At 30.7% G+C, this 24,654-nt stretch carries 22 protein-coding genes; 13 read left to right on the top strand and 9 right to left on the bottom strand.

The genetic code is table 11. The features are described from left to right. Together EC396_RS09755 and EC396_RS09750 are read right to left on the bottom strand one after the other, a co-directional pair. A partial coding sequence (locus EC396_RS09755; protein ID WP_240665678.1) for a 1-aminocyclopropane-1-carboxylate deaminase/D-cysteine desulfhydrase occupies positions 1–866 on the bottom strand: 866 nt, incomplete at its 3' end. Beyond that, positions 857–2,776 (bottom strand): ABC-F family ATP-binding cassette domain-containing protein, encoded by a 1,920-nt coding sequence (locus EC396_RS09750; RefSeq protein WP_129366519.1) that lies wholly within the window; start codon positions 2,774–2,776, stop codon positions 857–859. The genes EC396_RS09750 and EC396_RS09755, both read right to left, overlap by 10 nt. 128 nt (positions 2,777–2,904) lie before the next feature. On the opposite strand from EC396_RS09750, the gene EC396_RS09745 reads away from it, so the two are divergent. After that, positions 2,905–3,303 (top strand): DUF983 domain-containing protein, encoded by a 399-nt coding sequence (locus EC396_RS09745; RefSeq protein ID WP_129366518.1) that lies wholly within the window; start codon positions 2,905–2,907, stop codon positions 3,301–3,303. Here EC396_RS09745 and EC396_RS09740 read toward each other — a convergent pair. From EC396_RS09740 to topA, 7 genes are all read right to left on the bottom strand, one after another. Continuing rightward, on the bottom strand, positions 3,284–4,324 hold the full coding sequence (locus EC396_RS09740; RefSeq protein WP_129366517.1) for an FAD-binding oxidoreductase: 1,041 nt from the start codon (positions 4,322–4,324) through the stop codon (positions 3,284–3,286). The genes EC396_RS09745 and EC396_RS09740 overlap by 20 nt on opposite strands. Positions 4,325–4,400: 76 nt before the next feature. After that, positions 4,401–5,312: a gliding motility protein GldN gene (gldN, locus tag EC396_RS09735; protein ID WP_129366516.1), complete on the bottom strand. Its 912-nt coding sequence runs from the start codon at positions 5,310–5,312 to the stop codon at positions 4,401–4,403. Positions 5,313–5,327: 15 nt separating this feature from the next. Continuing rightward, on the bottom strand, positions 5,328–6,866 hold the full coding sequence (gldM, locus tag EC396_RS09730; protein ID WP_129366515.1) for a gliding motility protein GldM: 1,539 nt from the start codon (positions 6,864–6,866) through the stop codon (positions 5,328–5,330). Positions 6,867–6,917: 51 nt separating this feature from the next. Continuing rightward, the gene (gene gldL, locus EC396_RS09725; RefSeq protein ID WP_129366514.1) at positions 6,918–7,553 is read right to left on the bottom strand and encodes a gliding motility protein GldL; all 636 of its coding nucleotides are present in this window, start codon (positions 7,551–7,553) and stop codon (positions 6,918–6,920) included. A 40-nt stretch (positions 7,554–7,593) separates the two neighbouring features. After that, complete coding sequence (gene gldK / locus EC396_RS09720) at positions 7,594–8,946, bottom strand: gliding motility lipoprotein GldK (protein WP_129366513.1); 1,353 nt, start codon at positions 8,944–8,946, stop codon at positions 7,594–7,596. Between the two features lie 117 nt (positions 8,947–9,063). Next, a complete protein-coding gene (locus tag EC396_RS09715) occupies positions 9,064–10,224 on the bottom strand; it encodes a formimidoylglutamase (protein WP_129366512.1) in 1,161 nt (386 codons plus the stop codon). 48 nt (positions 10,225–10,272) lie between these two features. Next, the gene (topA, locus tag EC396_RS09710; protein ID WP_129366511.1) at positions 10,273–12,759 is read right to left on the bottom strand and encodes a type I DNA topoisomerase; all 2,487 of its coding nucleotides are present in this window, start codon (positions 12,757–12,759) and stop codon (positions 10,273–10,275) included. Between the two features lie 577 nt (positions 12,760–13,336). On the opposite strand from topA, the gene miaB reads away from it, so the two are divergent. The 12 genes from miaB (at position 13,337) to EC396_RS09650 (ending at position 24,631) form a co-directional block, all read left to right on the top strand. Continuing rightward, positions 13,337–14,770, top strand: a complete 1,434-nt coding sequence (miaB, locus tag EC396_RS09705; RefSeq protein WP_129366510.1) for a tRNA (N6-isopentenyl adenosine(37)-C2)-methylthiotransferase MiaB — start codon at positions 13,337–13,339, stop codon at positions 14,768–14,770. Positions 14,771–14,773: 3 nt separating this feature from the next. Continuing rightward, positions 14,774–16,012 (top strand): sigma 54-interacting transcriptional regulator, encoded by a 1,239-nt coding sequence (locus EC396_RS09700; RefSeq protein ID WP_129366509.1) that lies wholly within the window; start codon positions 14,774–14,776, stop codon positions 16,010–16,012. Between the two features lie 58 nt (positions 16,013–16,070). After that, positions 16,071–16,577, top strand: a complete 507-nt coding sequence (locus EC396_RS09695) for an LptE family protein (RefSeq protein WP_129366508.1) — start codon at positions 16,071–16,073, stop codon at positions 16,575–16,577. Between the two features lie 5 nt (positions 16,578–16,582). Then, positions 16,583–17,422 (top strand): hypothetical protein, encoded by an 840-nt coding sequence (locus EC396_RS09690; RefSeq protein ID WP_129366507.1) that lies wholly within the window; start codon positions 16,583–16,585, stop codon positions 17,420–17,422. Further along, positions 17,419–17,769 (top strand): preprotein translocase subunit SecG, encoded by a 351-nt coding sequence (secG, locus tag EC396_RS09685; protein WP_129366506.1) that lies wholly within the window; start codon positions 17,419–17,421, stop codon positions 17,767–17,769. Before EC396_RS09690 ends, secG begins: the two co-directional genes overlap by 4 nt. A gap of 157 nt (positions 17,770–17,926) precedes the next feature. Continuing rightward, on the top strand, positions 17,927–18,205 hold the full coding sequence (groES, locus tag EC396_RS09680) for a co-chaperone GroES (RefSeq protein ID WP_129366505.1): 279 nt from the start codon (positions 17,927–17,929) through the stop codon (positions 18,203–18,205). A 99-nt stretch (positions 18,206–18,304) separates the two neighbouring features. Continuing rightward, complete coding sequence (groL, locus tag EC396_RS09675; protein WP_129366504.1) at positions 18,305–19,936, top strand: chaperonin GroEL; 1,632 nt, start codon at positions 18,305–18,307, stop codon at positions 19,934–19,936. 130 nt (positions 19,937–20,066) lie between these two features. After that, positions 20,067–20,645, top strand: a complete 579-nt coding sequence (locus EC396_RS09670) for an adenine phosphoribosyltransferase (protein WP_129366503.1) — start codon at positions 20,067–20,069, stop codon at positions 20,643–20,645. Positions 20,646–20,868: 223 nt separating this feature from the next. Further along, a complete protein-coding gene (locus tag EC396_RS09665; protein WP_089381060.1) occupies positions 20,869–21,732 on the top strand; it encodes an RNA polymerase sigma factor RpoD/SigA in 864 nt (287 codons plus the stop codon). Between the two features lie 95 nt (positions 21,733–21,827). Continuing rightward, on the top strand, positions 21,828–22,487 hold the full coding sequence (gene rpe / locus EC396_RS09660; RefSeq protein WP_129366502.1) for a ribulose-phosphate 3-epimerase: 660 nt from the start codon (positions 21,828–21,830) through the stop codon (positions 22,485–22,487). Positions 22,488–22,622: 135 nt separating this feature from the next. Beyond that, positions 22,623–23,249 carry a class I SAM-dependent methyltransferase gene (locus tag EC396_RS09655; RefSeq protein WP_129366501.1) on the top strand — a complete coding sequence of 209 codons (627 nt, stop codon included), beginning with the start codon at positions 22,623–22,625 and terminating at the stop codon, positions 23,247–23,249. A gap of 53 nt (positions 23,250–23,302) precedes the next feature. Next, on the top strand, positions 23,303–24,631 hold the full coding sequence (locus tag EC396_RS09650; protein ID WP_129366500.1) for a DEAD/DEAH box helicase: 1,329 nt from the start codon (positions 23,303–23,305) through the stop codon (positions 24,629–24,631). The last annotated feature ends 23 nt before the right edge of the window (positions 24,632–24,654 follow it).

Below are 24,654 nucleotides of genomic sequence, written 5' to 3'. Positions count from 1 at the left end.
CCGGTGTGAATTGCCAGAATTTTTCTGCCTTTTTTAAAATAATCGTTTTTAATTAAATCAACAATACCAAACATCATTTTTCCTGTATAAACCGGATCTAAAGGAATCCCAGTTTCACTTTTAAATTTGTTGATAAAAGTAATTAATTCTTCCGAAATTTTTGCATAACCTCCAAAATGATATTGGGTATTTATATGCCATTTTTTTTCTTCGGAAATATATTTTTTAATTTCATTTTCTAAGAAATCTCCTTTTAAAGAAGGAAAACCAATAACTTCCTGATTTTTTTTTGTTGAATTGATAATCCCCGAAATAGTTCCTCCAGTTCCAATAGCTGAACAAATAATATCGTATTGATCATCATTTTCAGTTAAAATTTCTTCACATCCTTTTACAGCAAAAATGTTGGTACCACCTTCAGGAATTAAATAAAAATCTCCAAATTTTTGTTGTAGATTTTCAATAAATGTTGCTGAAGTTTTTTCTCTATATTCGCTTCTGGTTACAAAATGAAATTGCATATTATGTTGTGAAGCAAATTTTAAAGTTGGATTTGTTTGAAGTACTTCATCTAAATTATAAGCCAATTCGTGACCTCTAATCACACCAATAGTTTTAAAACCATACTCAAAACCTGCTGCTGCTCCTGCAGCAATATGGTTTGAAAATGCACCGCCAAATGTTACTAATGTGTGTTTTTTTTGATTGAAAGCTTCAACTAAATTGTATTTTAATTTTCGATATTTGTTTCCCGAAATAAAAGGATGCAATGCGTCTTCACGCTTAATAAATAAAAATATTTCTTTGTCTGAAATTTCAGAAAAGTGAATTTGTTCAATACTGCTATGTTTATTTTTTAAGAACAATTTTCAATTTTTTCTTCCAATATAGCCCATTCATCCATCAACTTTTCAATATTACTTTTAATGTTCTTGTAATTTTCAAAAAAATTAGGATTTGAAGCTGTTGCTTCATAATCTTTTTCTAAAGCTTCATCCATTTCTAAAATATTTTTTTCCAAATCATCAATTTGAACTTCCAATTTAGACAATTGGTTTTTCATTTTTTTGACTTCTTTATCATCAACTTTAGATAACTGAACAACTTCTTTTTTTACGGGATCAACTGTTTTAGCAACAACTGTTCTCTTTTCTGCTTCACGTAGGTTTTCAATTTGATGTTGTTCTAAGAAAAAATCGATATCACCTAAATATTCTTTAATCACTTTGTCTTTAAATCCGTAAACAGTTGATGCCAAACCTTGTAAGAAATCCCTGTCATGCGAAACTAAAATAAGCGTTCCTTCAAATTGTTTAAGCGCTTGTTTCAATACATTTTTTGAAGCAATATCTAAATGGTTTGTTGGCTCATCCATTACCAACACATTAAACGGCATTAGCAACAACTTACACAATGCCAACCTATTACGCTCTCCACCCGATAACATTTTTGCTTTTTTATCTACAGCATCACCTCCAAACAAAAAAGAACCCAACATATCTCTAACCCTTGCTCTATTGCCATCGGTAGCAGCATTTTCCATAATTTCCAATACTGTTTGCTCTGGTTCTAAATATTCAGATTGATTTTGAGCAAAATATCCTATTTGAACGTTGTGTCCTAATTTTAAATGACCACCATGTGGAATTTCACCAACCAAGATCTTTGCTAAAGTAGATTTTCCTTGTCCGTTTTGTCCAACAAATGCAATTTTACTATTTCTTTCAATAAGTAAATTTACATTTTCAAGTACATGCTTGTCGCCATAATTTTTAGATAAATTCTCAGCTTCAACAACAATTTTACCTGGTTCTTTTGAAACTTGAAAACGAATATTCATAACGGCATTGTCATCGTTATCAACTTCAATTCGCTCAACTTTATCTAACTTTTTAATTAAAGATTGAGCCATTGTAGCCTTATTGGCTTTGGCTCTAAACTTATCAATTAACTGTTGTGTAGCTTTTATTTCCTTTTCTTGATTTTTCTGCGCTTGTAACTGTTTTTCTTTTATTTCACCACGAAGCAATAAAAATTCTGAATATGGTTTTTTGTAATCGTAAATTTTTCCTAATGAAATTTCAATAGTTCTATTGGTAACATTGTCTAAAAACATTTTATCATGCGACACCAACACAATAGCACCTGCATACGATTTTAAAAAGTTTTCTAACCAAATAATAGACTCAATATCCAAGTGGTTGGTAGGCTCATCAAGCAATAAAATATCGTTGTCTTGAAGTAGTAATTTAGCCAATTCAATACGCATACGCCAACCTCCAGAAAAAGTGTCGGTTAATTTATCAAAATCTTCTCTTTGAAAACCCAAACCTTGTAAAATTTTCTCGGTATTTCCTTGATAGTTATAACCACCCAACAATTCATATCTATGAGAATATTCGTTTAAATTAACCATCAAATCGTGATAATATTCACTTTCATAATCAGTTCTTTCAACTAATTCGTGATTGATATGGTCAATTTTTGCTTCTAATATTTTAATTTCTTCAAAAGCCTGATAAGCTTCTTCCAAAATAGTTCTTCCTTCAACAAAGTCAATATCCTGACGCAAAAAACCAATTCGAACGTCTTTATCAAATGCCATAGTACCTGTGGTACTTTCTATGTCTTTTGAAATAACTTTTAAAAGCGTTGATTTTCCTGCTCCATTTTTTCCTATTAATCCTATTCTATCGCCTTTATTTAACTTAAAAGTTATTTCTGAAAACAAGTCAGAACCGGCAAAAGAAACCGATAAATTGTGTACGTTAAGCATTGCTGTTATTTAATTAAATGTAAATTTGTACTAATTACAAAATTGGCTACAAACTTACTACAAAAAAGTTGGGTACTCAATTAAAGTTTTTTAAATAACCGTTTTACAAAAAAGAAAATTTAAAAAATATGTTTAAAAAAGGCGACAAACTATACAGTATCCTTTTTAATAAATGCCCAAAATGCCATGAAGGTGATTTTATGGTTGAAAAAAACATTTTTAAATTACACAAAGCATTTAATATGCACGAGAGTTGTTCGAAATGTGGATTTAAATATATGATGGAACCTTCGTTTTTTTATGGTGCTATGTATGTTAATTATGGTTTAACTGTTGGAATTGGAATTATAACTTTTGCAATTGTTACTTTATTTTTCAACTTCACCCTCTTAGAAAGTTTTTTTCCTATTGTTGTGATGCTTGTTTTAACAGCTCCTGTAACAATAAGACTCTCTAGAATTATTTGGATTAATTTGTTTATAAAATACGACCCAACTACAAAAAAATCTATTGAAAACGATCTATAGCAATTTCTGGATCCAATTCAATATTGTGCTCTAACAAATCATACAAAGCTATTGCTGCTGTTGGAGCAATCATAACTCCACGTGTTCCTAAACCATTTAAAATTGCCATATTTTGATGTTTTGGATGTTTACCAACCAATGGCCTTCTGTCTTTAACCGTTGGACGAATACCTGCAATATGCTCAACAATTGTATACGGAACTGTAATAAATGAATTCAACTTATCAATTAATTCTTGTTTTCCTTCTTCTGAAGGTAATTTGGTTTTGTCTTTCCAATTAAAAGTGGCACCCACTTTATATAAATTTTCACCTAAAGGAAGTACAAAAACAGCTGCTTTAATTAAAAAATCAACATTCAATGCTGGTGCATGAATAATTAACAACTCGCCTTTTGCCTCTTGCATTGGTAGATAATTAAAAAACGGATTTTTTTGAAGTCCAAAACCTTCACAAAAAACAATTTTAGAAGCATGTATTCCTTGATATTCAACAGTATCTTCATTTAAAGTTAAAGCGTTGTAATTAAAACTTTCGTTTTTAATCAAGCCTTTGTTTAGTAAATACTGGTGGTAATTGTTTAACAGTAATTTTGTATCAACCCTACCTGTATTGAATAATTTCCCATAGCCATATTCAGCTTTAATTCCATGATATTTTTGATTGACAATTTGTGGTACCATGTAATTTGAAAGCAATGATTTATCACTGGCTACAAACCAATCATTTTGCTCTTCAATAGATTTAAAAATCCTATAAATATCAACTTTATAATCGTATTTACTATTGAATTTATTAGACAATTCTTCATAAAACGGCAATGCAATTTCCAATTGGCTAGTTGCGCTCCAAACAGGTGTAAATCGTTTTAAAATAACTGGATTGTACATACCTCCTGCTACTATTGAAGAATTTTGAGAATGATCTTCAAATACTAAAAAGGATTTATTATTGTCTTCTAATTTTTTAGTAAAAGCAATACCTGCCAAACCCAAACCAACTACAATATAATCTACTTTCATATTCTTAAAATTATGGAGTATAAATAAAAAACTCTTGCAATTGCAAGAGTTTTTTAAAATTTAAAGCAAAATTACATTAGTAATTCCACATATCAATTTCTTTATTGCGAATTTCGTCTTTAATTTTATTAGACTCTAATACCTGGAACAAAGCATTTCCCTTAACATATTGAGACACATCTCTGTTACCATATAAATTTTCTACCCTGTAAATAAGAGAGCTAAATCTTCTGGCATTTAAAATATGATCAAATGAAATTGGAGTTGATGAATTCTTCTGATTGAAAGCTTTCATTTTATGCAATACTTCTCTAGCATCAGGAAACCACACCCAAAACATAGCCAATTTTTCAGATTCTTCACCCTCAAAATCGTCGCTACCCATTGTTTGCACATCTGGAGCTACAGGAGCCAATGCTAAAATTCTATATTTCAATTCACCTTGACGTTTATCAAAATACCATAAACCTTTAACTTTAAAACCTTGAATATCTTGAGAAGTTAAATTAATTCTATCAATATATTCTTCAATATTAGTAGAACCCTCGTTTAAAGCATCAAAACCAGCATCGGTAGTATCAATTTTTTGAAGTTTTTTAAAAATCTCATTTCGAGTCATTTTAGCAGTAAAATAAGAGTCATCATATACCTCAGTTATCTCACCACTTTTAATTCCTCTTAACAAAGTATCGTATAATGAACGTCTGTCCATAGCTACATTAACAGTATCTACTGGATAATATAATGGTAAATTAATTCTTTCATTCAAATCAATGTATTCCCAAACTACCTTAGACCAAACAATATCTCTATCGTCAATATAACCATATTCTAATGGTTTTTCATAATCAACGACTTGTTGTTCAGCTGTTTTTTTACCAATATCAGAAGGTACTTTGGCATTTAACAAATTTGACTGTGCAAAAGTATTGTTAGCTAGTAACAACACAAATGTTAAAACAAAAATTCCAATATTATTCTTATTCATCATATAAATTTCTAATTATTCAATTTCAATACTAACTGCAGCAGCTGGTTTAATTTTATATGTACTGTTTCCTTTTAACGCAGATTTAATGTCAAATATTGTAATTACATCACCTCTTTTAGATTTTGCTATCGCTTTTTTAGCTTGATCATCCATTTTATCTCCATTAACAACCACAGCAGATTGACCTGGTACTTTAATTGTAAATCCAATTGTATTTAAAGACAAGTCAAAATCAAAATCCATTAATTCTGCACCAACAGTAGCTTTTTCTAAACTGGTTTTTTGCATTTTAACATATCCAGCTTCTTTTCTAATGGTTCCACTAGGTGAAGGTATACCTTTAATTCTGAAAACTTGAGAATTTGTAACTGTTTGACCATCAGGCAACACACCAGAAACATTGATCGTAACTTCTTTACCCGAAGTTGGTTTCATAACATATTTACCAACTCCTGCAATTTTAGTTAATCCGTTAGCTGTTGCTTTTACTTTATCGTCTGAAATTCCAGGAATTGAAATCGTCATTGGATTGTCAACACCCATATAAACAACATTCATTTTATCAGCTGAAATTACAGCACTATTTGGTTTAGGAATAACGGCATAAGAGCTAGAAATTGGAATCTCAACAGGTTTTCCATCTTGGATAAAAACAAATTTACCTTTTACATCTCTCTCTCCAACAGCTCCTGCAGGGAAGTTTAACTCTACACCTCCATCTTTAAAAGTAGTAACCTTATTTCCATTTACAATTACCTCTGAAGGTTTTAATGTTGCATCATATCTTCCTAATACAATTTTACCTTTGAAGTTTTCTCCTTGGAAAAAAGCTGATTTTTCAGGAATCAAAATTGTTCTATAAGTATTTCCAGATATTCCAGCATCTTCTTCTAACTGGCCTCCTAAAATTGCATTGTAAACCTCAGCATTTGTAATTTTAATATCTGTTTGTAAAGATGTTAAAGCAGTTAATGTTGAAATTAATGGAAATCCTTCAAATCTATTTTTCAACCAAGGTTGATCTTTACCATCTCTAGTTTTTTGTACTGATGTATCAAATCTATTTGCAACACCTTGCGCTAATGGATTATTTGCTCCAATAATACCAATACAACCATCTCTATAAGTAGCAATATGATCTAAAAACAATTGCCCATTTTTTGTGATTTTGTCTCCAATAAAAAAGTATTCATCAACAGTACTTGTTTTGTCCATTGATTCATAATCCTTAGCATCATCAACTCCTTCTAAAAAAGTTACTTTAAGCGAATCTAAATAAGTTGTAAAGTCAACAGATAAATCTTTTAATTTTTCAACTTGAAGAAATTTATCAGCATATTTATCAGGTTGTTCAGCCGCTTTAGTTTTTAAATTGTTATATTTTGCAAGGTTACTTTTTGATAATAATTCATTATTGTCAGTTAATTTTTCATTCATGTACCCAAATGCAGATAATACTTGCTTAGACATTTGCATCGCAATCATTGCAATGAAAACTAAGTACATTAAATTGATCATTTTCTGCCTTGGTGATAATTTACCTCCAGCCATGTTAATTAGTTTTTTTTGTTAATAATTTAGTTTTAAACAATAAACTAATTTTTAGTTTTTCGTTGACATTGCAGATAACATTCCACCATAAACACTGTTTAATGATGACAAGTTATTTGTCATAGACTCCATTTGTTCTTTTAACTTTTGAGCATTTACAACAACTTGTTCGTTAATCTCAGCTTGTTTTCCTGTGCTTTCAAGTTGTAATTTATACAAGCTATTTAATGACTCCATTTGTATTGCAGCCAAAGATAATTGCTCACTATATTTATTTGTAGCAGAAATAGAATTAACTGCTGGTGCCATATTATCAGCAGCACCTTTAAAGTTTTTAATACTTTCTCCTAAGCTTTGTATCAAATCAGCATCTATTTGAGCTTCAGTTAACATTGCATCTAATTTTTTTGATAACAAACCTTGAGCTTCTTTAGCTTCTTTTCTATCTTGATCTCTATCTTGACCTTTTGCTAATTCTGGGTAAACCAAACTCCAATCCAAATCTTCATCAACAGATTCAAAAGCAGATAAAAAGAAAACCAATGCTTCAACAGCCATACCAATTGTTAACATTTCACTACCAAAAGGCCAGTGTTGAATTTTAAATAATGCACCAACAATTACAACTGCGGCTCCTATACCATATGCGTAATTAAAAAATTTTTTCTTATTCAGTGATTGTGCCATAATTTTTAAGGTTTTTTTAAGTTAGTTTAAGGGGTTATATTTATTTTAAATTAGTACCTAGGAAATCTTGAACAGTTCTAAATCCAATATAGCTTCTTGCAGAATCGCTATATTCGTAATCTCTAGTACTTACTTCTAAATAGTAAGCTACATCTTTCCAAGATCCTCCTCGTATTACTTTTTTATAATTCTTATTTATTTCAACATTAGGATTCATTGTTGAACCAATGTAATAAGAAGCAACATTGTATGAGGTATTTGTCCATTCTGAAACATTTCCAGACATATTATACAGACCATAATCATTAGGATTGTATGATTTTGCTTCCATAGTATAAAGTGCTCCATCAACAGCATAATCACCTCTTACAGGCTTAAAGTTTGCTAAAAAGCAACCTCTATCGCTTGTTGTGTATGGACCACCCCAAGGGTATTTTGCAAATTCCAAACCACCACGAGCGGCGTATTCCCACTCAGCTTCAGTAGCAAGTCTAAAATAAGGAACCGTTGTAGCGTTTTTCTTTGATTTTAAATAATCGTTTTTTGTTTTAGTTCTCCATCCACAAAAAGCTTTTGCTTGCATCCAATTAACACCTACAACAGGATAATCTGCGTAAGCTTGGTGATAAAAATAATCTTGATGCATTGGATCGTTGTAAGAATAGTTGAAATCTTTAATCCAAACAGTGGTATCTGGGTAAACAGGCACAGGCTGTGCTTTGATATAATCTTTTCTTTCTCCTTTTTCTCTAGCAGCCGCTTCGGTGTCAAACCATGTGTAGTTAAACACTAATTTTTTTGTATCAATAATACGTTTTCCATCAAAACTATTTTCAATAGATACGTACATAGAGTCCATTACCTCAGAATAATATTCGTCAGGAAAATCAGCTGTATTCCAAATTAGTTCTTCACTCCAATTTAAAGATTTACCTTGTAAAGGTGAGTTAATATCTCCCAAACTTCCATAATTATTCATCATGTATTTTTCGTAAGGAGTCATATTGGCTGTATCAATATTTTTAAATTGATAATCTTCCAATATTGGATTTGTTTCATCAGACATTAATTCTGAAAGCTCTGCTAACTTTGTTCTAACTATAGAATCACGTACCCAAAAAACAAACTGCTTGTACTCTGAGTTTGTTATTTCTGTTTCATCCATATAAAATGGACGAACTGTTACAGTACGAGTTGGCGAATTTAAAGCTCCCGAAACATCTTCATCCTGCCTTCCCATGGTAAATGAACCTCCTGGAATAAAAACCATTCCTAGTGGTTTTTTTGAGTGCCATTCACTCTTTGTATTTACACCGACTAATTCTCCTTGATCATTAGAACCGCAGCTATATATTAATAAGGATAATAAAATATACAACGATATTTTCTTCATAATAACTTTCTTAATCTATTTACGCAAACCTATTACTAATTATTTAAAAAAACAATACTTAATTTAAACTGTTTTAAAAACAATAAAAATCAAATTTTAGTATTTTAAAACTTTTTTTTACACAATTTTTTTAAGTGTTCGAAACCACCTATCTGGAATTTCTTGATTTGTAGCACTAATATAATCTTGATATGTACAAGGTATTAACGTATGTCTACTATTTTTATTATTTTCATTAACAACTATTTCCATCCACCATCTTCCACTTTTATTACTTTTATGGAAATTCAACAATTGATCGTCTATTGGAACTATGAATTTTTGGTAATTATCTTTTAACCCAAACGGATAGTCATTGGCTCTGTAATTTACACCTTCAATAAAATACCAAATCATTTGTGATATTAGTTGAGCTGTTTGATTTTTTATATCAAACATTGAATTGTATTCATAAATTCCGAAGGATGAAACTTTATCGCTAATACCCGCATAGCGTGCAATTGCACAAATTTCGGCACCTGAAAAACCATTTGGAGATCCTTGTTTATTGGCAGGAGCATCAGCGTTTTTTACTGAAGACATATCTACACTTACAATATCAGCATCTCTTAATATAGGTTCTACTACTTGAATTGAATTTGAAATTTCGCCCAACCTATATGCTTCAAAAAACAAACTGTCCAACAATTCTATTTCTTCTTGGGAATTAAAATAAGTTTGATAGCCAATATTGCAAAAATTAAACAAATTTGCTGGCTGATTCATCACAATTTTACTTAAATAAGATTTTGATGATAAATCATCTTCAATAGCTCCCAAATCAAATTTACTATCAACCGATACAAGATTTACAGTTTGCTCAAGTGCATCATAAGCTCTGTAATTAGAATATGTTAAATCTTGTCCTCCACCTATTACAACAGGTATTATTCCTCTTTTTAGTAAATATGACAACAATTCTTTTAACGCAAAATAGGTATCTTCTATTGAATTTCCTTGCTGAATTGTCCCTAAATCTGCAACATTTATTGGCCAGTTTCCTGGAAACAACTTGTACAACTCTTCTCTTATAGCATCAATATTATCACCTGTACCTTCATTTCCTATAGCTGCACGACTTTCTTGAACACCTACAATTGCAATTTTTATTGTATCCAAAACAGGGAAACCATGTTTTAGTGAATGAATCTTAATTTGTTGGCCAAAACAATGGCTAGGCTGCATTTTAGCGTGAGCTATCAATGAGTCGTCAACAGGTAATAGGTATTCAAAATTCATTTTAGGATTTTCTTTTTTTCAATTTTAGCTTGCAATATAGCCAAAATTTTATTTTTTAGTTGTTTTACGTTTAGTTGTTTTCTTTTTTGGTGTGTTTTTTTCAATATATTCATTCACTTCTTTAAGCGTTAAAGCCGAAGCGTCTATGGTTTTATCCAATTCAATTTTCATTTTTCCTTTCAAAATAACAGACCTTCCCCAACGAGCTTTTTCAACTCTAATACCTTCTTCTTCCCAATTATGAATTACTTTTTCAATATCTTTTCTTTTTTTATCTTCAATCAATTCTTCAATATTTGCTTTAGATAAATTATCAAAATCGTATTTTTTATTTACGTTGATAAAAATATTGTTCCATTTTAAAAATGGCCCAAAACGTCCAACACCTTTTTGAACAGGCATATCTTCATAAAATGCTATAGGCGCATCTGCTTTTCGTTTCTCTTCAATTAATTCAATAGCTCTTTTTAAATCTACTTCCATTGCATTTTCATCTTTTGGAATAGAAATATACATGCCATCATATTTAACATAAGGTCCAAAACGACCAACAGCCACTTCTACTTCATTTTTCTCGTAATTTCCAACTATTTTAGGAAGTTTAAACAAGTCCATTGCTTCTTCATAAGTAATGGTTGTTAAATTTTGATCACCTTGTAAACTTGCAAATTTTGGTTTTTCTTCATCAGTTGCCTCACCAATTTGAACCATTGCTCCAAATCTACCTAAACGAGCGTATACATTTTTACCACTTTCAGGATCTACACCTAATAAACGTTCACCTTTTGCTCGGTCGGCATTTTCTGCTACATGCTCAACATTTGGATGAAATTTTTTATAAAAATCTTTAATCATTTTTATCCAATCTTCCTTTCCTTCAGCAATATCATCAAATTCAGATTCTACTTTAGCCGTAAAACCAAAGTCTAAGATATTAGAGAAATTTTCAACCAAAAAGTCGTTTACAATATTTCCAATATCTGTTGGAACCAATTTTCCTTTATCAGAACCTACTTTTTCGGTTAAGATTTTTGAAGTAATTTCTTTACCTTTTAATTTTAACTCTGTATAATTTCTATCTTCACCTTCAATTGTACCTTTTTGCACATACTCTCTTTTTTGAATTGTAGAAATTGTTGGTGCATAAGTTGATGGTCGTCCTATACCTAATTCTTCCAAACTTTTAACCAATGAAGCTTCCGTAAAACGGTAAGGTCCTTTTGTATAGCGTTCGGTTGCTGTAATATATTTGTTTTTTAAAATTTCATTTACAGCTAATTTTGGCAACATTCCTGCTTGTTCTTCATCTTCATCATTGTCGTTTCCTTCTAAATAAACTTTTAAGAAACCTTCAAATTTGATCATTTCACCGTTGGCAGTAAAAACGCTATCATTATTATTATTTACAATTCGAACATTGGTACGCTCTACCTGTGCACTACTCATTTGAGATGCAATGGTACGTTTCCAAATTAAATCGTACAATCTATTTTGATCAAAATCAACCGAAATAGTATGCTGACTCATAGATGTTGGTCTAATTGCCTCGTGTGCTTCTTGCGCTCCTTTTGATTTTGTATTGTAATTTCTTGGTTTACTATACTCCTTTCCATAAGAAGCTATAATTTCTTGTTGCGTATCTTCCTTGGCATCATCAGACAGGTTTACACTATCTGTTCTCATATAAGTAATTAACCCCGCTTCATATAAACGCTGAGCAACCATCATTGTTTTTGCTACCGGAAAACCTAATTTACGGGAAGCTTCTTGTTGTAATGTTGAAGTTGTAAATGGTGCTGCTGGAGACTTTTTAGCAGGTTTTTTTTGTAAATCATCTACCTTAAATTGAGCACCTAATGAAGACTTTAAAAATTCTTGTGCTTCTTCTTTTGTATCAAAGTTTTTTGGAATGCTTGCTTTAAACTTTTTTCCTTCTTCACTTAAAAATTCAGCAACAACTTTATATGACGCTTGTGGCACAAAGTTTTGAATTTCACGTTCTCTTTCAACTATTAAACGTACTGCCACAGATTGCACTCTACCAGCAGATAAGCCTCCTTTTACTTTTCTCCACAATACAGGTGAAAGTTCGTAACCAACCAATCTATCTAAAACTCTTCGTGCTTGCTGTGCATTTACTAAATTATAGTCTATTGAACGTGGATTTTCAACAGCCTTTAAAATTGCTTTTTGAGTAATTTCATGAAAAACTATACGTTTGGTATTTGCTTCCTTTAACTTTAACTGCTCAAATAAATGCCAAGAAATGGCTTCTCCCTCTCGATCCTCATCGGATGCTAACCAAACTGTATCAGCTTTACTAGATAATTCCTTTAATTTTTTTACCAATGCCTTTTTATCTGAAGGCACTTTGTAATTTGGCATAAAATCACCATCAACATTAATTCCTATCTCTTTTGAAGGTAAGTCTGCTATGTGCCCAAAACTTGATTCAACTTGAAAATCTTTACCTAAAAATTTTTCAATTGTTTTTGCTTTAGCAGGTGACTCAACTATTACTAAATTTTTCGCCATAATTTTAATATTACTTTTACAAAACCTTAAATAATTTCATTTTCATTTCTTTTAATATGAAAAGCTTTTATTTAGAATTTTGACTGCAAAAGTATATAGATTTTTTTAAATGTAAAGTTTAAATAAGTTTCAAATAAAAAAATAACACACCAAACCCCTTGTATTTACTGGGTTTTTGCCATAAAAATAAAATTAAAAGGACTTAATAACGACTGATTTTCAATAAAATTTTGTTCAAATTAAATGCGCTTAACAATTAAATTGCATTGTTTTAAACATATAAAATGATTTAACTTGGCTTCTTTAATTATAAATATAATTTTAGAAAAATCTTAATAAAAATATTTTTTCTATACCTTATTATAGTATCAATTTGGCAACAAACTTGAAAATCACTTTTTTACTATAAATAAATAATTTCTAAATATTAAAAATCAAACTGCACGATTCCTAATTTCTAAATTTTAAAATCATTTTTTATAAAATAAAAGCATCCTATGAGGCAATTAAAATATTCTGCCAATTTGTCATAAATTTTAAATATTTGGTTATATATTTGCAATCCAAATATTAAAAAATGGGGAGCGAGAAAGTTATAGACGAAAAAAATCAGGGACAAGCACTTTTAACTACTAAAATAGAAGGCAACAATAAAAAACTGTACATAGAAAGTTACGGTTGCTCAATGAATTTAAATGACAGTGAAATTGTAGCATCTATACTGTCTGAACAAGGTTACAACACTACACATTTATTAGAAGAAGCCGATTTGGTTTTGGTTAATACTTGTTCAATTAGAGAAAAAGCAGAACAAACTATTCGCAAGCGTTTAGAAAAATACAATGCTGTAAAAAAAATAAACCCAACTATGAAAGTAGGCGTTTTAGGCTGTATGGCCGAACGCTTGAAAGCTAAATTTTTAGAAGAAGAAAAAATAGTTGATTTGGTAGTTGGACCAGATGCTTATAGAGATTTACCAAATTTATTGGCAGAAGTAAGCGAAGGAAGAGATGCTGTAAACGTAATTTTATCGAAAGAAGAAACTTACGGAGACGTATCGCCAGTGCGTTTAAATAGCAATGGCGTTTCTGCATTTGTATCTATTACCCGTGGATGCGATAATATGTGTACATTTTGCGTGGTGCCATTTACCCGCGGAAGAGAAAGAAGCCGCGAACCTAAAAGTATACTTGAAGAGATTAAACAACTTGTAGATAACAATTACAAAGAAATAACTTTGTTAGGTCAAAATGTTGATAGTTATTTATGGTATGGTGGCGGATTGAAAAAAGATTTTAAAAATGCTTCTGAAATTGCACAAGCAACTGCAGTAGATTTTGCGCAATTGTTAGATTTAGCGGCAACAGAATTCCCTAAAACTCGTTTTCGTTTTTCAACATCAAACCCTCAAGACATGAGTTTAGATGTTATTTACACCATGGCAAAACACGAAAACATTTGTAAATACATTCATTTACCTGTACAATCAGGTAGTACTGCTGTTTTAAAACGTATGAACCGCCAACACACGCGCGAAGAATATATAGAATTGGTAGACAATATTAAAAGAATTCTTCCTGGCTGTTCTATTTCACAAGATATTATTACAGGTTTTTGTGGTGAAACAGAAGAAGAACACCAAGAAACATTGAGTCTAATTGAATATGTAAAATACGATTTTGGTTTTATGTTTGCTTATTCTGAAAGACCTGGAACTCCTGCTGCTAAAAAAATGCCAGACGATGTTCCTTTAGAAGTTAAAAAAAGACGTTTAAACGAAATTATTCAATTACAACAAAAATATAGCTTGTACAATACGGAAAGGTTTTTAGGAAAAACTGTTGAAGTTTTAATTGAAGGTTCTTCAAAAAAATCTGACAAACATTGGAAAGGTAGAAACTCAGAAAATGTAACTGTTGTATTTCCTAAAGGTGATGAAAAAGTAGGTGATTTTGTAAATGTTTTTGTTGAAAACTGTACTTCTGCAACGCTATTAGGAAAAAAGATTTAAACTATGGAATCATTACAAGTTATAAAACAACGCTTTGAAATTATTGGAAACGATTTATTATTAAATCGTGCTATTGAAAAGGCAATAAGAGTAGCGCCAACTGATATTTCGGTATTGGTAACTGGTGAAAGTGGTGTTGGTAAAGAAAGTATTCCAAAAATAATTCATCATTTATCACACAGAAAACATGCAAAATACATTGCTGTAAACTGTGGTGCTATTCCTGAAGGAACCATTGACAGTGAACTATTTGGTCATGAAAAAGGATCTTTTACAGGAGCTACCACTACCCGAAAAGGTTATTTTGAAGAAGCTGATGGTGGTACCATTTTTTTAGATGAAGTTGGTGAATTACCACTAACTACCCAAGTTAGATTGTTACGTGTTTTAGAAAATGGAGAATTTATGAAAGTTGGTTCTTCACAAGTACAAAAAACAAATGCACGTATTGTAGCTGCTACCAATATAAACATGCACGACTCTATTGCAAAAGGTAAATTTAGAGAAGACTTATATTACCGTTTAAGTACCATTGAAATTTTTTTACCACCACTTCGTGAAAGAAAAGGTGATATTCATTTACTTTTTAGAAAATTTGCAGCAGATTTTGCGCAAAAATATAAAATGCCAACCATACGATTGGATGACGATGCTGTGAAAATTTTGGAAAACTACGGGTTTCCAGGAAATATTCGTCAAATTAAAAATATTGCCGAACAAATATCGGTAGTTGAAGAAAACAGAATTATTGCAGCCAATAAATTAATGCAGTACCTTCCTAGCAAAGGCACAAACCTGCCTTTGGTAATTGATGGCTATAAATCAACCAGCGACTTTTCATCTGAACGTGAAATTATGTATAAAATTTTATTTGATATGCGTAATGACATTAACGATTTAAAAAAGTTGACACTAGACTTAATGAAAGGTGAAAACCCTGTAAAAATCAAAGAAGAAAATCAACAGTTAATTCAAAAAATTTACGACGAAAAACCTAGCGAATTACCAAAACAAAGCCAAGTTGAAGTTGTTAGATATAACGAACCTTTTAACAATTCTGATGAAGATTATGAATTTGCTGAAACCATTGATGCAGACGAAAGTTTATCTATTCAGGATAAAGAAATTGAATTGATAAAAAAATCATTGGAACGCAACAGTGGAAAACGAAAATTGGCAGCAAAAGAATTGGGAATCTCAGAAAGAACATTGTACCGAAAAATAAAACAATTCGATTTATAATTCAATTCAATTACTTTGAATTAAATTGTTACTTTTACAAAAACAGGAACTATTTTAAATGAAAAAATTCAACTTTATCTTTATATTTTTAGCCGTAATTACCATACAAAGTTGTGGAATTTACTCTTTTACTGGCACCAACATAAATCCAAATGTAAAAACAATTCAGGTTGACTTTTTTCCAAACAATGCAACTTTGGTAGAACCAACTTTAAGCACCATTTTTACAACATCTTTACAAGATTTATTTTTAACACAAACAAATCTAGAAATGGTAAAATCGGGAGGAGATTTACTCTATGAAGGCGAAATTACAGGTTATAAAATTAGTCCTATGACAGCAACTGCTGAACAAACAGCAGCTCAAAACCGAATTACAATTACAGTTAATGTTCGTTTTTACAACAACAAACAAGAAGAAGATAATTTTGAACGCTCATTTTCATTCTATTACGATTTCCCAGCCAACGAATCGTTAACCGGAACTTTGCTAAGCGATGCTTATGATGAAATTTTAGAAAGAATTACACAAGATATTTTTAATGCTTCATTAGCTAAATGGTAAAACAAATGAATAAGGAAGATTATACATATTTATTACAAAATCCAAAAAAGGTAGATTCCTTTCAAACAAATCAACTTGAAGAAATAATTAATGAATACCCTTATTTTCAATCTGCAAGAGCTTTACAACTAAAAGGGCTTAACCTAACCAACAGTTTTAAATACAACCATGCCTTAAAAAAAACTGCTGCATATACAATCGACAGAAAAGTACTTTTTGAATTTATAACTTCTCAAAATTTTATAAATAACTCAAAAGCTACTGTCGAAATTTTAGAAGAAATTGAAGTTATAGAACCTGAAATTATTGAAATTCTCCATAAAAAAATATTGGATACATTCTCAAATAACACTTTAGACGATACATCAACAACTGCTATACCTGCTGAAATTGAATCTGTTGAAAATGCACTAGACAAAGTTGCTTCTGAAATTTTAGAAATAGGAAAACCTTTAAAATTTAACATTACTGAACCACATTCATTTAATGAATGGATGCAATTAATATCAAAAAAAACAATAAAAAGAGATATTGTTCCAGAAGAAATAATTGAAAAATCAACTAAAATTGAAGAAAAATTCAGTTTAATTGATCGCTTTATTGAATCAAACCCAAAAATAAACCCTTTAAACAAAAGCACTGTAATTCAACCAATTAAAATAGATCTAGAAACCGAAAATGAAAGTCTAATGACCGAAACTTTGGCTAAAGTTTACCTAGAGCAACAAAAATATGAAAGTGCTATAAAAGCTTACCACATTTTAAGTTTGAAATATCCAGAAAAAAGTAGTTTCTTTGCAGACCGAATAAAAGCAATAAAAATTTTACAAAATAATAAATCATGACATATACATTATTCTTAGTACTAATTATGATTGTAGCATTTTTGCTAATCTTAGTTATTATGGTGCAAAATCCTAAAGGAGGAGGATTGTCTTCATCATTTGGAGGTGGTGGAACCCAATCATTAGGTGGCGTACAAAACACAACCAATTTTTTAGATAAAAGTACTTGGACACTTTCAATAGTGTTACTTGCTTTAATTTTATTATCAAATTTTGCAGCACCAACACAAACAGCTGTTAGCAACAGTTCTGAAATAGAAAATACTATTGAAAATCGCGAAGGGCAAGATTTACAAGCTCCAGTAGCAGAGCAACCTGCTTCTCAAGAAGAACAACCTGCTGAGTAATTTTTCAAAAAAAATAAAAAAAATGCCAATGTGAGTGACACGTTGGCATTTTTTTTATTTCAAAATTTCAATAAAAAGCACATTTGTCAGTTTTAATTAATTGGCACACTTTTGGGAAGTTAATTCAAAGAATTAATAATTTTAAACTAATTATAAAATGAGTAAATTAAATATTAAACCATTAGCAGATAGAGTTTTAGTAGAACCTCTTCCAGCAGAAACTACAACAGCATCAGGACTTATCATACCTGATTCAGCAAAAGAAAAACAACAAAAAGGAACAGTATTAGCCGTTGGTAATGGAACAAAAGACGAACCAATGACTGTAAAAGTTGGTGATACCGTTTTATATGGAAAATATGCTGGTACTGAACTTGTTTTAGAAGGAACCGAATATTTAATAATGAGAGAAAGCGATATTTTAGCAATTGTTTAAATAGTAGCTTTTAACAACTAATTAAAAATTAATTTATTTAAGTTTTTACAAAAAACGTAAAACTTATTACTAAAAACTTAAAACTTAAAATAGAATAAAATGGCAAAAAATATAATTTTTGATATTGAAGCGCGTGACGGATTAAAACGCGGTGTTGATGCTTTGGCAAACGCAGTAAAAGTAACCTTAGGACCAAAAGGTCGAAATGTTGTTATTGGTAAATCATTTGGTGGACCTGTAATTACTAAAGATGGTGTTACAGTTGCAAAAGAAATTGAATTAGAGGATGCTCTAGAAAATATGGGAGCGCAAATGGTAAAAGAAGTAGCTTCTAAAACCAACGATTTAGCTGGTGACGGAACTACAACTGCTACTGTTTTAGCACAAGCAATTGTAAAAGAAGGTTTAAAAAACGTTGCCGCTGGTGCAAACCCATTAGATTTAAAACGTGGTATTGATAAAGCCGTTGAAACTATTGTTGCAAACTTAAGAGAACAATCTCAAGAAGTTGGAAATAATTCAGATAAAATAAAGCAAGTTGCTTCTATCTCAGCAAATAATGACGATACCATAGGAGATTTAATCTCTAAAGCTTTTGAAAAAGTTGGTAAAGAAGGTGTAATCACTGTTGAAGAAGCTAAAGGAACTACAACTTATGTTGATATTGTTGAAGGTATGCAGTTTGACAGAGGATATCTTTCTCCTTATTTTGTTACAAATGCTGAAAAAATGCTAGCTGATTTAGAGAATCCTTATATTTTGTTATTCGAAAAGAAAATAACAAACCTTAAAGATTTATTACCAATTTTAGAACCAGTTGCACAAAGCGCAAGACCATTGTTAATTATTGCTGAAGATGTTGAAGGTGAAGCTTTAGCTACTTTGGTAATGAACAAGTTACGTGGCGCTTTAAAAATTGCTGCTGTAAAAGCTCCAGGATTTGGTGACAGAAGAAAAGCAATGTTAGAAGATATTGCCGTATTAACTGGTGGTACTGTAATTTCTGAAGAAAGAGGACTTACTTTAGAAAAAACAACTATTGATATGTTAGGTAGTGCTGAAAGAATTACTATCGATAAAGACAATACAACAATTGTAAATGGTGCTGGTAATGTTGAAGAGATTAAAGCTAGAGTAAGCCAAATAAAATCTCAAATTGAAACTACAACTTCAGACTACGACAAAGAAAAACTACAAGAACGTTTGGCTAAATTAGCTGGTGGTGTTGCTGTTCTATATGTTGGCGCTCCAAGTGAAGTTGAAATGAAAGAGAAAAAAGACAGAGTTGACGATGCTTTACACGCAACTCGTGCTGCAGTTGAAGAAGGTATTGTTGCAGGTGGTGGTGTTGCTTTGGTAAGAACTATTGAAGTTTTAAAAACCATTACAACTGATAATTTAGACGAATTAACTGGTGTTAAAATTTTAGCAAGAGCTATTGAAGAACCTTTACGTCAAATTGTTCAAAATGCAGGTGGAGAAGGATCTGTAGTTGTAGCAAAAGTAATTGAAGGTAGCGGAGATTTTGGTTACAATGCTAAAACTGATGAGTACACAAATATGTTAAAAGCAGGTATTATTGACCCTACAAAAGTAACTAGAATTGCACTTGAAAACGCGGCTTCTGTAGCTGGTATGATTTTAACTACGGCTTGTACCTTAATTGAAATTAAAGAAGATAGCCCTGCAGGAATGCCTCCAATGGGTGGTGGAATGCCAGGTATGATGTAATCTAATTACAAATAACAATTTTAAAAACCACTTAATTTTTATTAGGTGGTTTTTTTTATAAACGACTTTCTTATTTATTTAACCTTTATTAAATTCATTTTAATTATTTTTGAAAAAAGTATCTTCCCTTATGAATATCAATAATATTACAACGATTGAAGAATGCCGAAACGTGCTAAAAAAAGAAATTAAAACTTTTAAAGATTGGCCACAAAAAGGGGTGAATTTTAAAGATATTCAAAGTATTTTAGTAAATCCAGAACTTGCCGCAGTAACATCTTTTTATTTAAAAGAATTACTTCCTAAAAACACACAAAACGAATTTTTATTCAATAAAATTTTATGTTTTGATGCACGTGGATTTTTATTTGGTTTTGATTTAGCTAAAACTGCAAAATCACCTATGATTTTAGCCCGAAAACCTGGAAAATTACCCGGAAAAGTAATAACTCAAACTTTTGAAAAAGAATACGGTTTAGATGAAATTCAAATTCAGGATGGTTTGATACAACCAGGAGATCGCGTTTTAATACACGACGATTTATTAGCTACCGGAGGAACTGCAGGAGCTGCAGCAGAAATTATTTTAAAATGCGGTGCAGAAATTGCAGGATTTAATTTTATTATGGATTTAACCTTTTTACCAGGAAGAGAAACACTTCATAAATATGTTTCTGATGATAAAATAAAAGCACTTCTGCAATTTTAAATTACTTCAAAAGTAAAAAAACATACTAAATAATAGAAAATATAACAATACATCTTCCTGAAATAAAAACTACATTTAATTAACATTTCACCTTAAAAAAGAATCATTTTTGTTAAAAGATGTTAATAATTCACATTTATCAATCATTTTTGTAACATTTTTAGAAAACCTACGTATACTATAATGTACACTTATAACGCACCTAAAATTATTTAGCCTTTAAATGAGACAACTAAAAATTACCAAGCAGGTTACCAACAGAGAAACTGCATCACTAGACAAGTATTTACAAGAAATAGGAAAAGTTGATTTAATTACTGCCGAAATGGAGGTAGAATTAGCTCAACGTATTAAAGCAGGAGATCAAGTTGCTTTGGAGAGATTAACAAAAGCTAACTTGCGTTTTGTGGTTTCTGTAGCAAAACAATACCAAAATCAAGGTTTAACATTACCCGATTTAATTAATGAAGGAAATTTAGGATTGATTAAAGCCGCAAAACGTTTTGATGAAACTCGTGGTTTTAAATTTATATCTTACGCTGTTTGGTGGATTCGCCAATCAATTTTACAGGCATTGGCTGAACAATCTCGTATTGTACGTTTGCCTTTAAACAAAATTGGTTCTATCAACAAAATCAATAAAATGTATGCTTTTTTAGAGCAAGAGAATGAAAGACCTCCTTCTGCTGAAGAAATTGCAAAAAAATTAGACATGACCGTGAACGATGTTAAAGAGTCTATGAAAAACTCTGGTCGTCACGTATCTATGGATGCTCCTTTAATTGAAGGTGAAGATTCTAATTTATACGATGTATTAAATACTGGTGAATCTCCAAATCCAGACAGAGCTTTATTACACGAATCATTAAAAGTTGAAATTGAGCGCGCTTTAGAAACATTAACTCCAAGAGAAGCTGATGTTGTTCAATTGTACTTTGGTTTGGGTGATACACATCCAATGACTTTAGAAGAAATTGGTGAAACTTTTGATTTAACACGCGAACGTGTTCGTCAAATTAAAGAAAAAGCAATCAGACGCTTAAAACATACTTCAAGAAGTAAAATATTAAAAACTTATTTAGGTTAATAACCGTGTTACTTTTTTGATACTGAATAAAAAACGCTCGAAATTTCGAGCGTTTTTCTTTTTTTAATCTTACTTTTGCAAAAAAACAATCAAAAATGACTAAATATATAGCTCCTTCTATGTTAGCTGCCGATTTTGCTAACCTACAACGTGACATTGAAATGGTAAATAACAGCAATGCAGACTGGTTTCATATTGATGTTATGGATGGAGTTTTTGTACCAAACATTTCTTTTGGAATGCCAGTTATAAGTGCAATTAAAAAGCACGCAACAAAAACAATGGATGTTCATTTAATGATTGTTGATCCTGATAGATATATTGAGGATTTCAAAAAAGTAGGTGCCGACATTTTAACGGTACATTATGAAGCCTGCACGCATTTACATAGAACACTTCAAGCTATAAAAGCTGCTGGTATGAAAGCTGGTGTGTCTTTAAACCCACATACACCTATTGCTGTTTTAGAAGATGTTATAAATGATATAGATGTAGTTTTAATTATGAGTGTAAACCCAGGATTTGGCGGTCAAAGCTTTATTGAAAATACTTATAAAAAAGTACAGCAATTAAAAGCATTGATTGAATTTGCTGAAGCTGAAACTTTAATTGAAGTTGATGGTGGTGTAACTGATCAAAATATTGAAAAATTACTTGAAGCAGGTGTTGATGCTTTTGTTGCAGGTAGTTTTGTTTTTAAAAGTGAAAATCCAACTGCAACCATCAATAATTTAAAGAGTTTAGTTTCTATATAATTTTATTTATTTAAGCAGTTAATATAAAATAAACAGACCCGTTTTGTTTATTAAATTGGTTGTTCTATATTTATTATCACTAATAAATAAACCTATTTGTTACTATATTTTAATCTACAATAAAATTGCTTCTAAATGAAATGTTCACTTTGTAACTCAAGTGTGTCGTTAACATTCCAATCAAAAAAACGCGAATATTACAAATGTAATAATTGCTTTGCAATAGGAATGAGTCCACTTTTTTACCCTTCAACAGAAAAAGAAATAAATCGTTATCAAAACCATAACAACGATGTTAATGATGTACGCTATCAAAATTTTGTAAATCCAATTGTTAAAAATGTACTATCCGACTTTAAGCCAAACCACATTGGCCTTGATTTTGGTTGCGGAACTGGACCTGTAATTACAAAATTACTTAGAGATCAAAATTTTAGAATAAACACCTACGATCCTTTTTTTGACAATAATATTGAAGCTTTAAATACAACATTTGATTACATTGTATGCTGTGAAGTAATAGAACATTTTCATTATCCTTATAAAGAATTTAAATTATTAAAATCATTGTTAAAACCAAATGGAAAAATGTATTTTATGACAGATCCATACATTGAAACAATTGATTTTGAAAATTGGTACTATAAAGACGATGATACGCACGTATTTTTTTACCATAAAAATACTTTTGAATGGCTAAAAGAAGAATTTAATTTTTCAAAAGTAACAATTGAAAACAGATTGATTATTTTTGAAAATTAATTTTCAAAAGAGATTCGCTTTTTAAAGCTTATCTTTGCAAAAAACTACACATAATGAATTTTTCCGATTTAAACTTAAACCGATTTTTGTTAGATGCACTTGATGAAATGGGTTTTACTACACCTACTCCTATTCAAGAAAAAGCTTTTCCTGAAATTATGAGTGGAAAAGATTTAGTGGGTATTGCACAAACCGGAACCGGAAAAACTTTTGCCTACCTATTACCTATTTTACGTCAGTTAACATTTTCAACCCAAAAACATCCACGTATATTAATTATTGTGCCAACCCGAGAATTGGTGGTTCAAGTTGTTTCTGAAATTGAAAGTTTAACTCCTTATATCAATGTTAGATTTGCAGGAGTTTACGGTGGTACAAACCTAAACAAACAAAAACAATTGGTTTACGAAGGTCAGGATATTTTGGTTGCCACACCTGGTCGATTGTTAGATTTGGCATTGGATGGTATTTTAAAACTAAAATTTATTCAAAAATTAGTAATTGATGAAGTTGATGAAATGATGAATCTTGGTTTTAGACCACAACTAATTACTTTACTTGATTTATTACCAAAAAATCGTCAAAGCATCATGTTTTCGGCAACTTTAACAAACGATGTAAACGCAATACTAGATCAATTTTTTAAATCTCCTAAAAAAATAGAAATTGCCGCCAGCGGAAGTCCATTAGACACCATTAAACAGTTGGCCTACCCTGTACCCAATTTTTACACAAAACTAAATGTATTGGTAGACTTGCTTAAAGACAAAGAAACATTTAGCAAAGTTTTGGTATTTGTAAAAAATAAAAAACAAGCCAATATTTTATTTGAAGAATTAGAAATTTTATTACCTGAACAAGCAAATGTAATTCACTCTAACAAAACACAAAATTACCGCTTACGATCTGTTAAAAACTTTGAAAAAGGAACTTTTAACATACTTATTGCTACCGATATTATTGCACGTGGACTAGATTTAACAGATGTAAGCCACGTTATTAATTTTGACATACCTAAGGAACCTGAAAACTATATTCATAGGATTGGTAGAACCGGAAGAGCTGAACAAGAAGGTGTTGCTATTTCATTTTTTACTGAAGAAGAGGCTGAATATTTAGGAGAAATTGAATTCCTAATGAATCGAGAAATTGAAGTATTAGATATTCCTAAAGAAATTGAAATTTCATCTCAATTAATTGATGAAGAAATGCCAAAAGTTGAACCCGAAAAAGTTGTAAAACGAACTATAGCTGAACCAAGTGGACCTGCTTTTCATGAGAAAAAAGAAAAAAATAAGCGCGTTAATTTAGGTGGATCTTACCGAAGAGAAATTGCTAAAAAATACAAAAAACCAAAAACAAGAGGTCAAAAAAGAAAATAAAAACCTTGAAAAAAATCATAAAA

The sequence above is a fragment of the Lutibacter sp. HS1-25 genome (genome assembly GCF_004121075.1).
Lineage (GTDB): Bacteria > Bacteroidota > Bacteroidia > Flavobacteriales > Flavobacteriaceae > Lutibacter.
Note: the sequence above shows the minus strand (reverse complement) of the source record. Positions and strands in the feature narration are given on the sequence as shown.

Coding starts and splice junctions, on each gene's coding strand:
- groES (WP_129366505.1), top strand. CDS start 17,927: ATGAGTAAATTAAATATTAAACCATTAGCAGATAGAGTTTTAGTAGAA.
- EC396_RS09700 (WP_129366509.1), top strand. CDS start 14,774: ATGGAATCATTACAAGTTATAAAACAACGCTTTGAAATTATTGGAAAC.
- EC396_RS09690 (WP_129366507.1), top strand. CDS start 16,583: ATGAATAAGGAAGATTATACATATTTATTACAAAATCCAAAAAAGGTA.
- EC396_RS09650 (WP_129366500.1), top strand. CDS start 23,303: ATGAATTTTTCCGATTTAAACTTAAACCGATTTTTGTTAGATGCACTT.
- gldL (WP_129366514.1), bottom strand. CDS start 7,553: ATGGCACAATCACTGAATAAGAAAAAATTTTTTAATTACGCATATGGT.
- secG (WP_129366506.1), top strand. CDS start 17,419: ATGACATATACATTATTCTTAGTACTAATTATGATTGTAGCATTTTTG.
- gldK (WP_129366513.1), bottom strand. CDS start 8,946: ATGAAGAAAATATCGTTGTATATTTTATTATCCTTATTAATATATAGC.
- EC396_RS09670 (WP_129366503.1), top strand. CDS start 20,067: ATGAATATCAATAATATTACAACGATTGAAGAATGCCGAAACGTGCTA.
- gldM (WP_129366515.1), bottom strand. CDS start 6,866: ATGGCTGGAGGTAAATTATCACCAAGGCAGAAAATGATCAATTTAATG.
- miaB (WP_129366510.1), top strand. CDS start 13,337: ATGGGGAGCGAGAAAGTTATAGACGAAAAAAATCAGGGACAAGCACTT.
- topA (WP_129366511.1), bottom strand. CDS start 12,759: ATGGCGAAAAATTTAGTAATAGTTGAGTCACCTGCTAAAGCAAAAACA.
- EC396_RS09750 (WP_129366519.1), bottom strand. CDS start 2,776: ATGCTTAACGTACACAATTTATCGGTTTCTTTTGCCGGTTCTGACTTG.
- EC396_RS09745 (WP_129366518.1), top strand. CDS start 2,905: ATGTTTAAAAAAGGCGACAAACTATACAGTATCCTTTTTAATAAATGC.
- EC396_RS09715 (WP_129366512.1), bottom strand. CDS start 10,224: ATGAATTTTGAATACCTATTACCTGTTGACGACTCATTGATAGCTCAC.
- groL (WP_129366504.1), top strand. CDS start 18,305: ATGGCAAAAAATATAATTTTTGATATTGAAGCGCGTGACGGATTAAAA.
- EC396_RS09665 (WP_089381060.1), top strand. CDS start 20,869: ATGAGACAACTAAAAATTACCAAGCAGGTTACCAACAGAGAAACTGCA.
- EC396_RS09655 (WP_129366501.1), top strand. CDS start 22,623: ATGAAATGTTCACTTTGTAACTCAAGTGTGTCGTTAACATTCCAATCA.
- EC396_RS09740 (WP_129366517.1), bottom strand. CDS start 4,324: ATGAAAGTAGATTATATTGTAGTTGGTTTGGGTTTGGCAGGTATTGCT.
- gldN (WP_129366516.1), bottom strand. CDS start 5,312: ATGAATAAGAATAATATTGGAATTTTTGTTTTAACATTTGTGTTGTTA.
- rpe (WP_129366502.1), top strand. CDS start 21,828: ATGACTAAATATATAGCTCCTTCTATGTTAGCTGCCGATTTTGCTAAC.
- EC396_RS09695 (WP_129366508.1), top strand. CDS start 16,071: ATGAAAAAATTCAACTTTATCTTTATATTTTTAGCCGTAATTACCATA.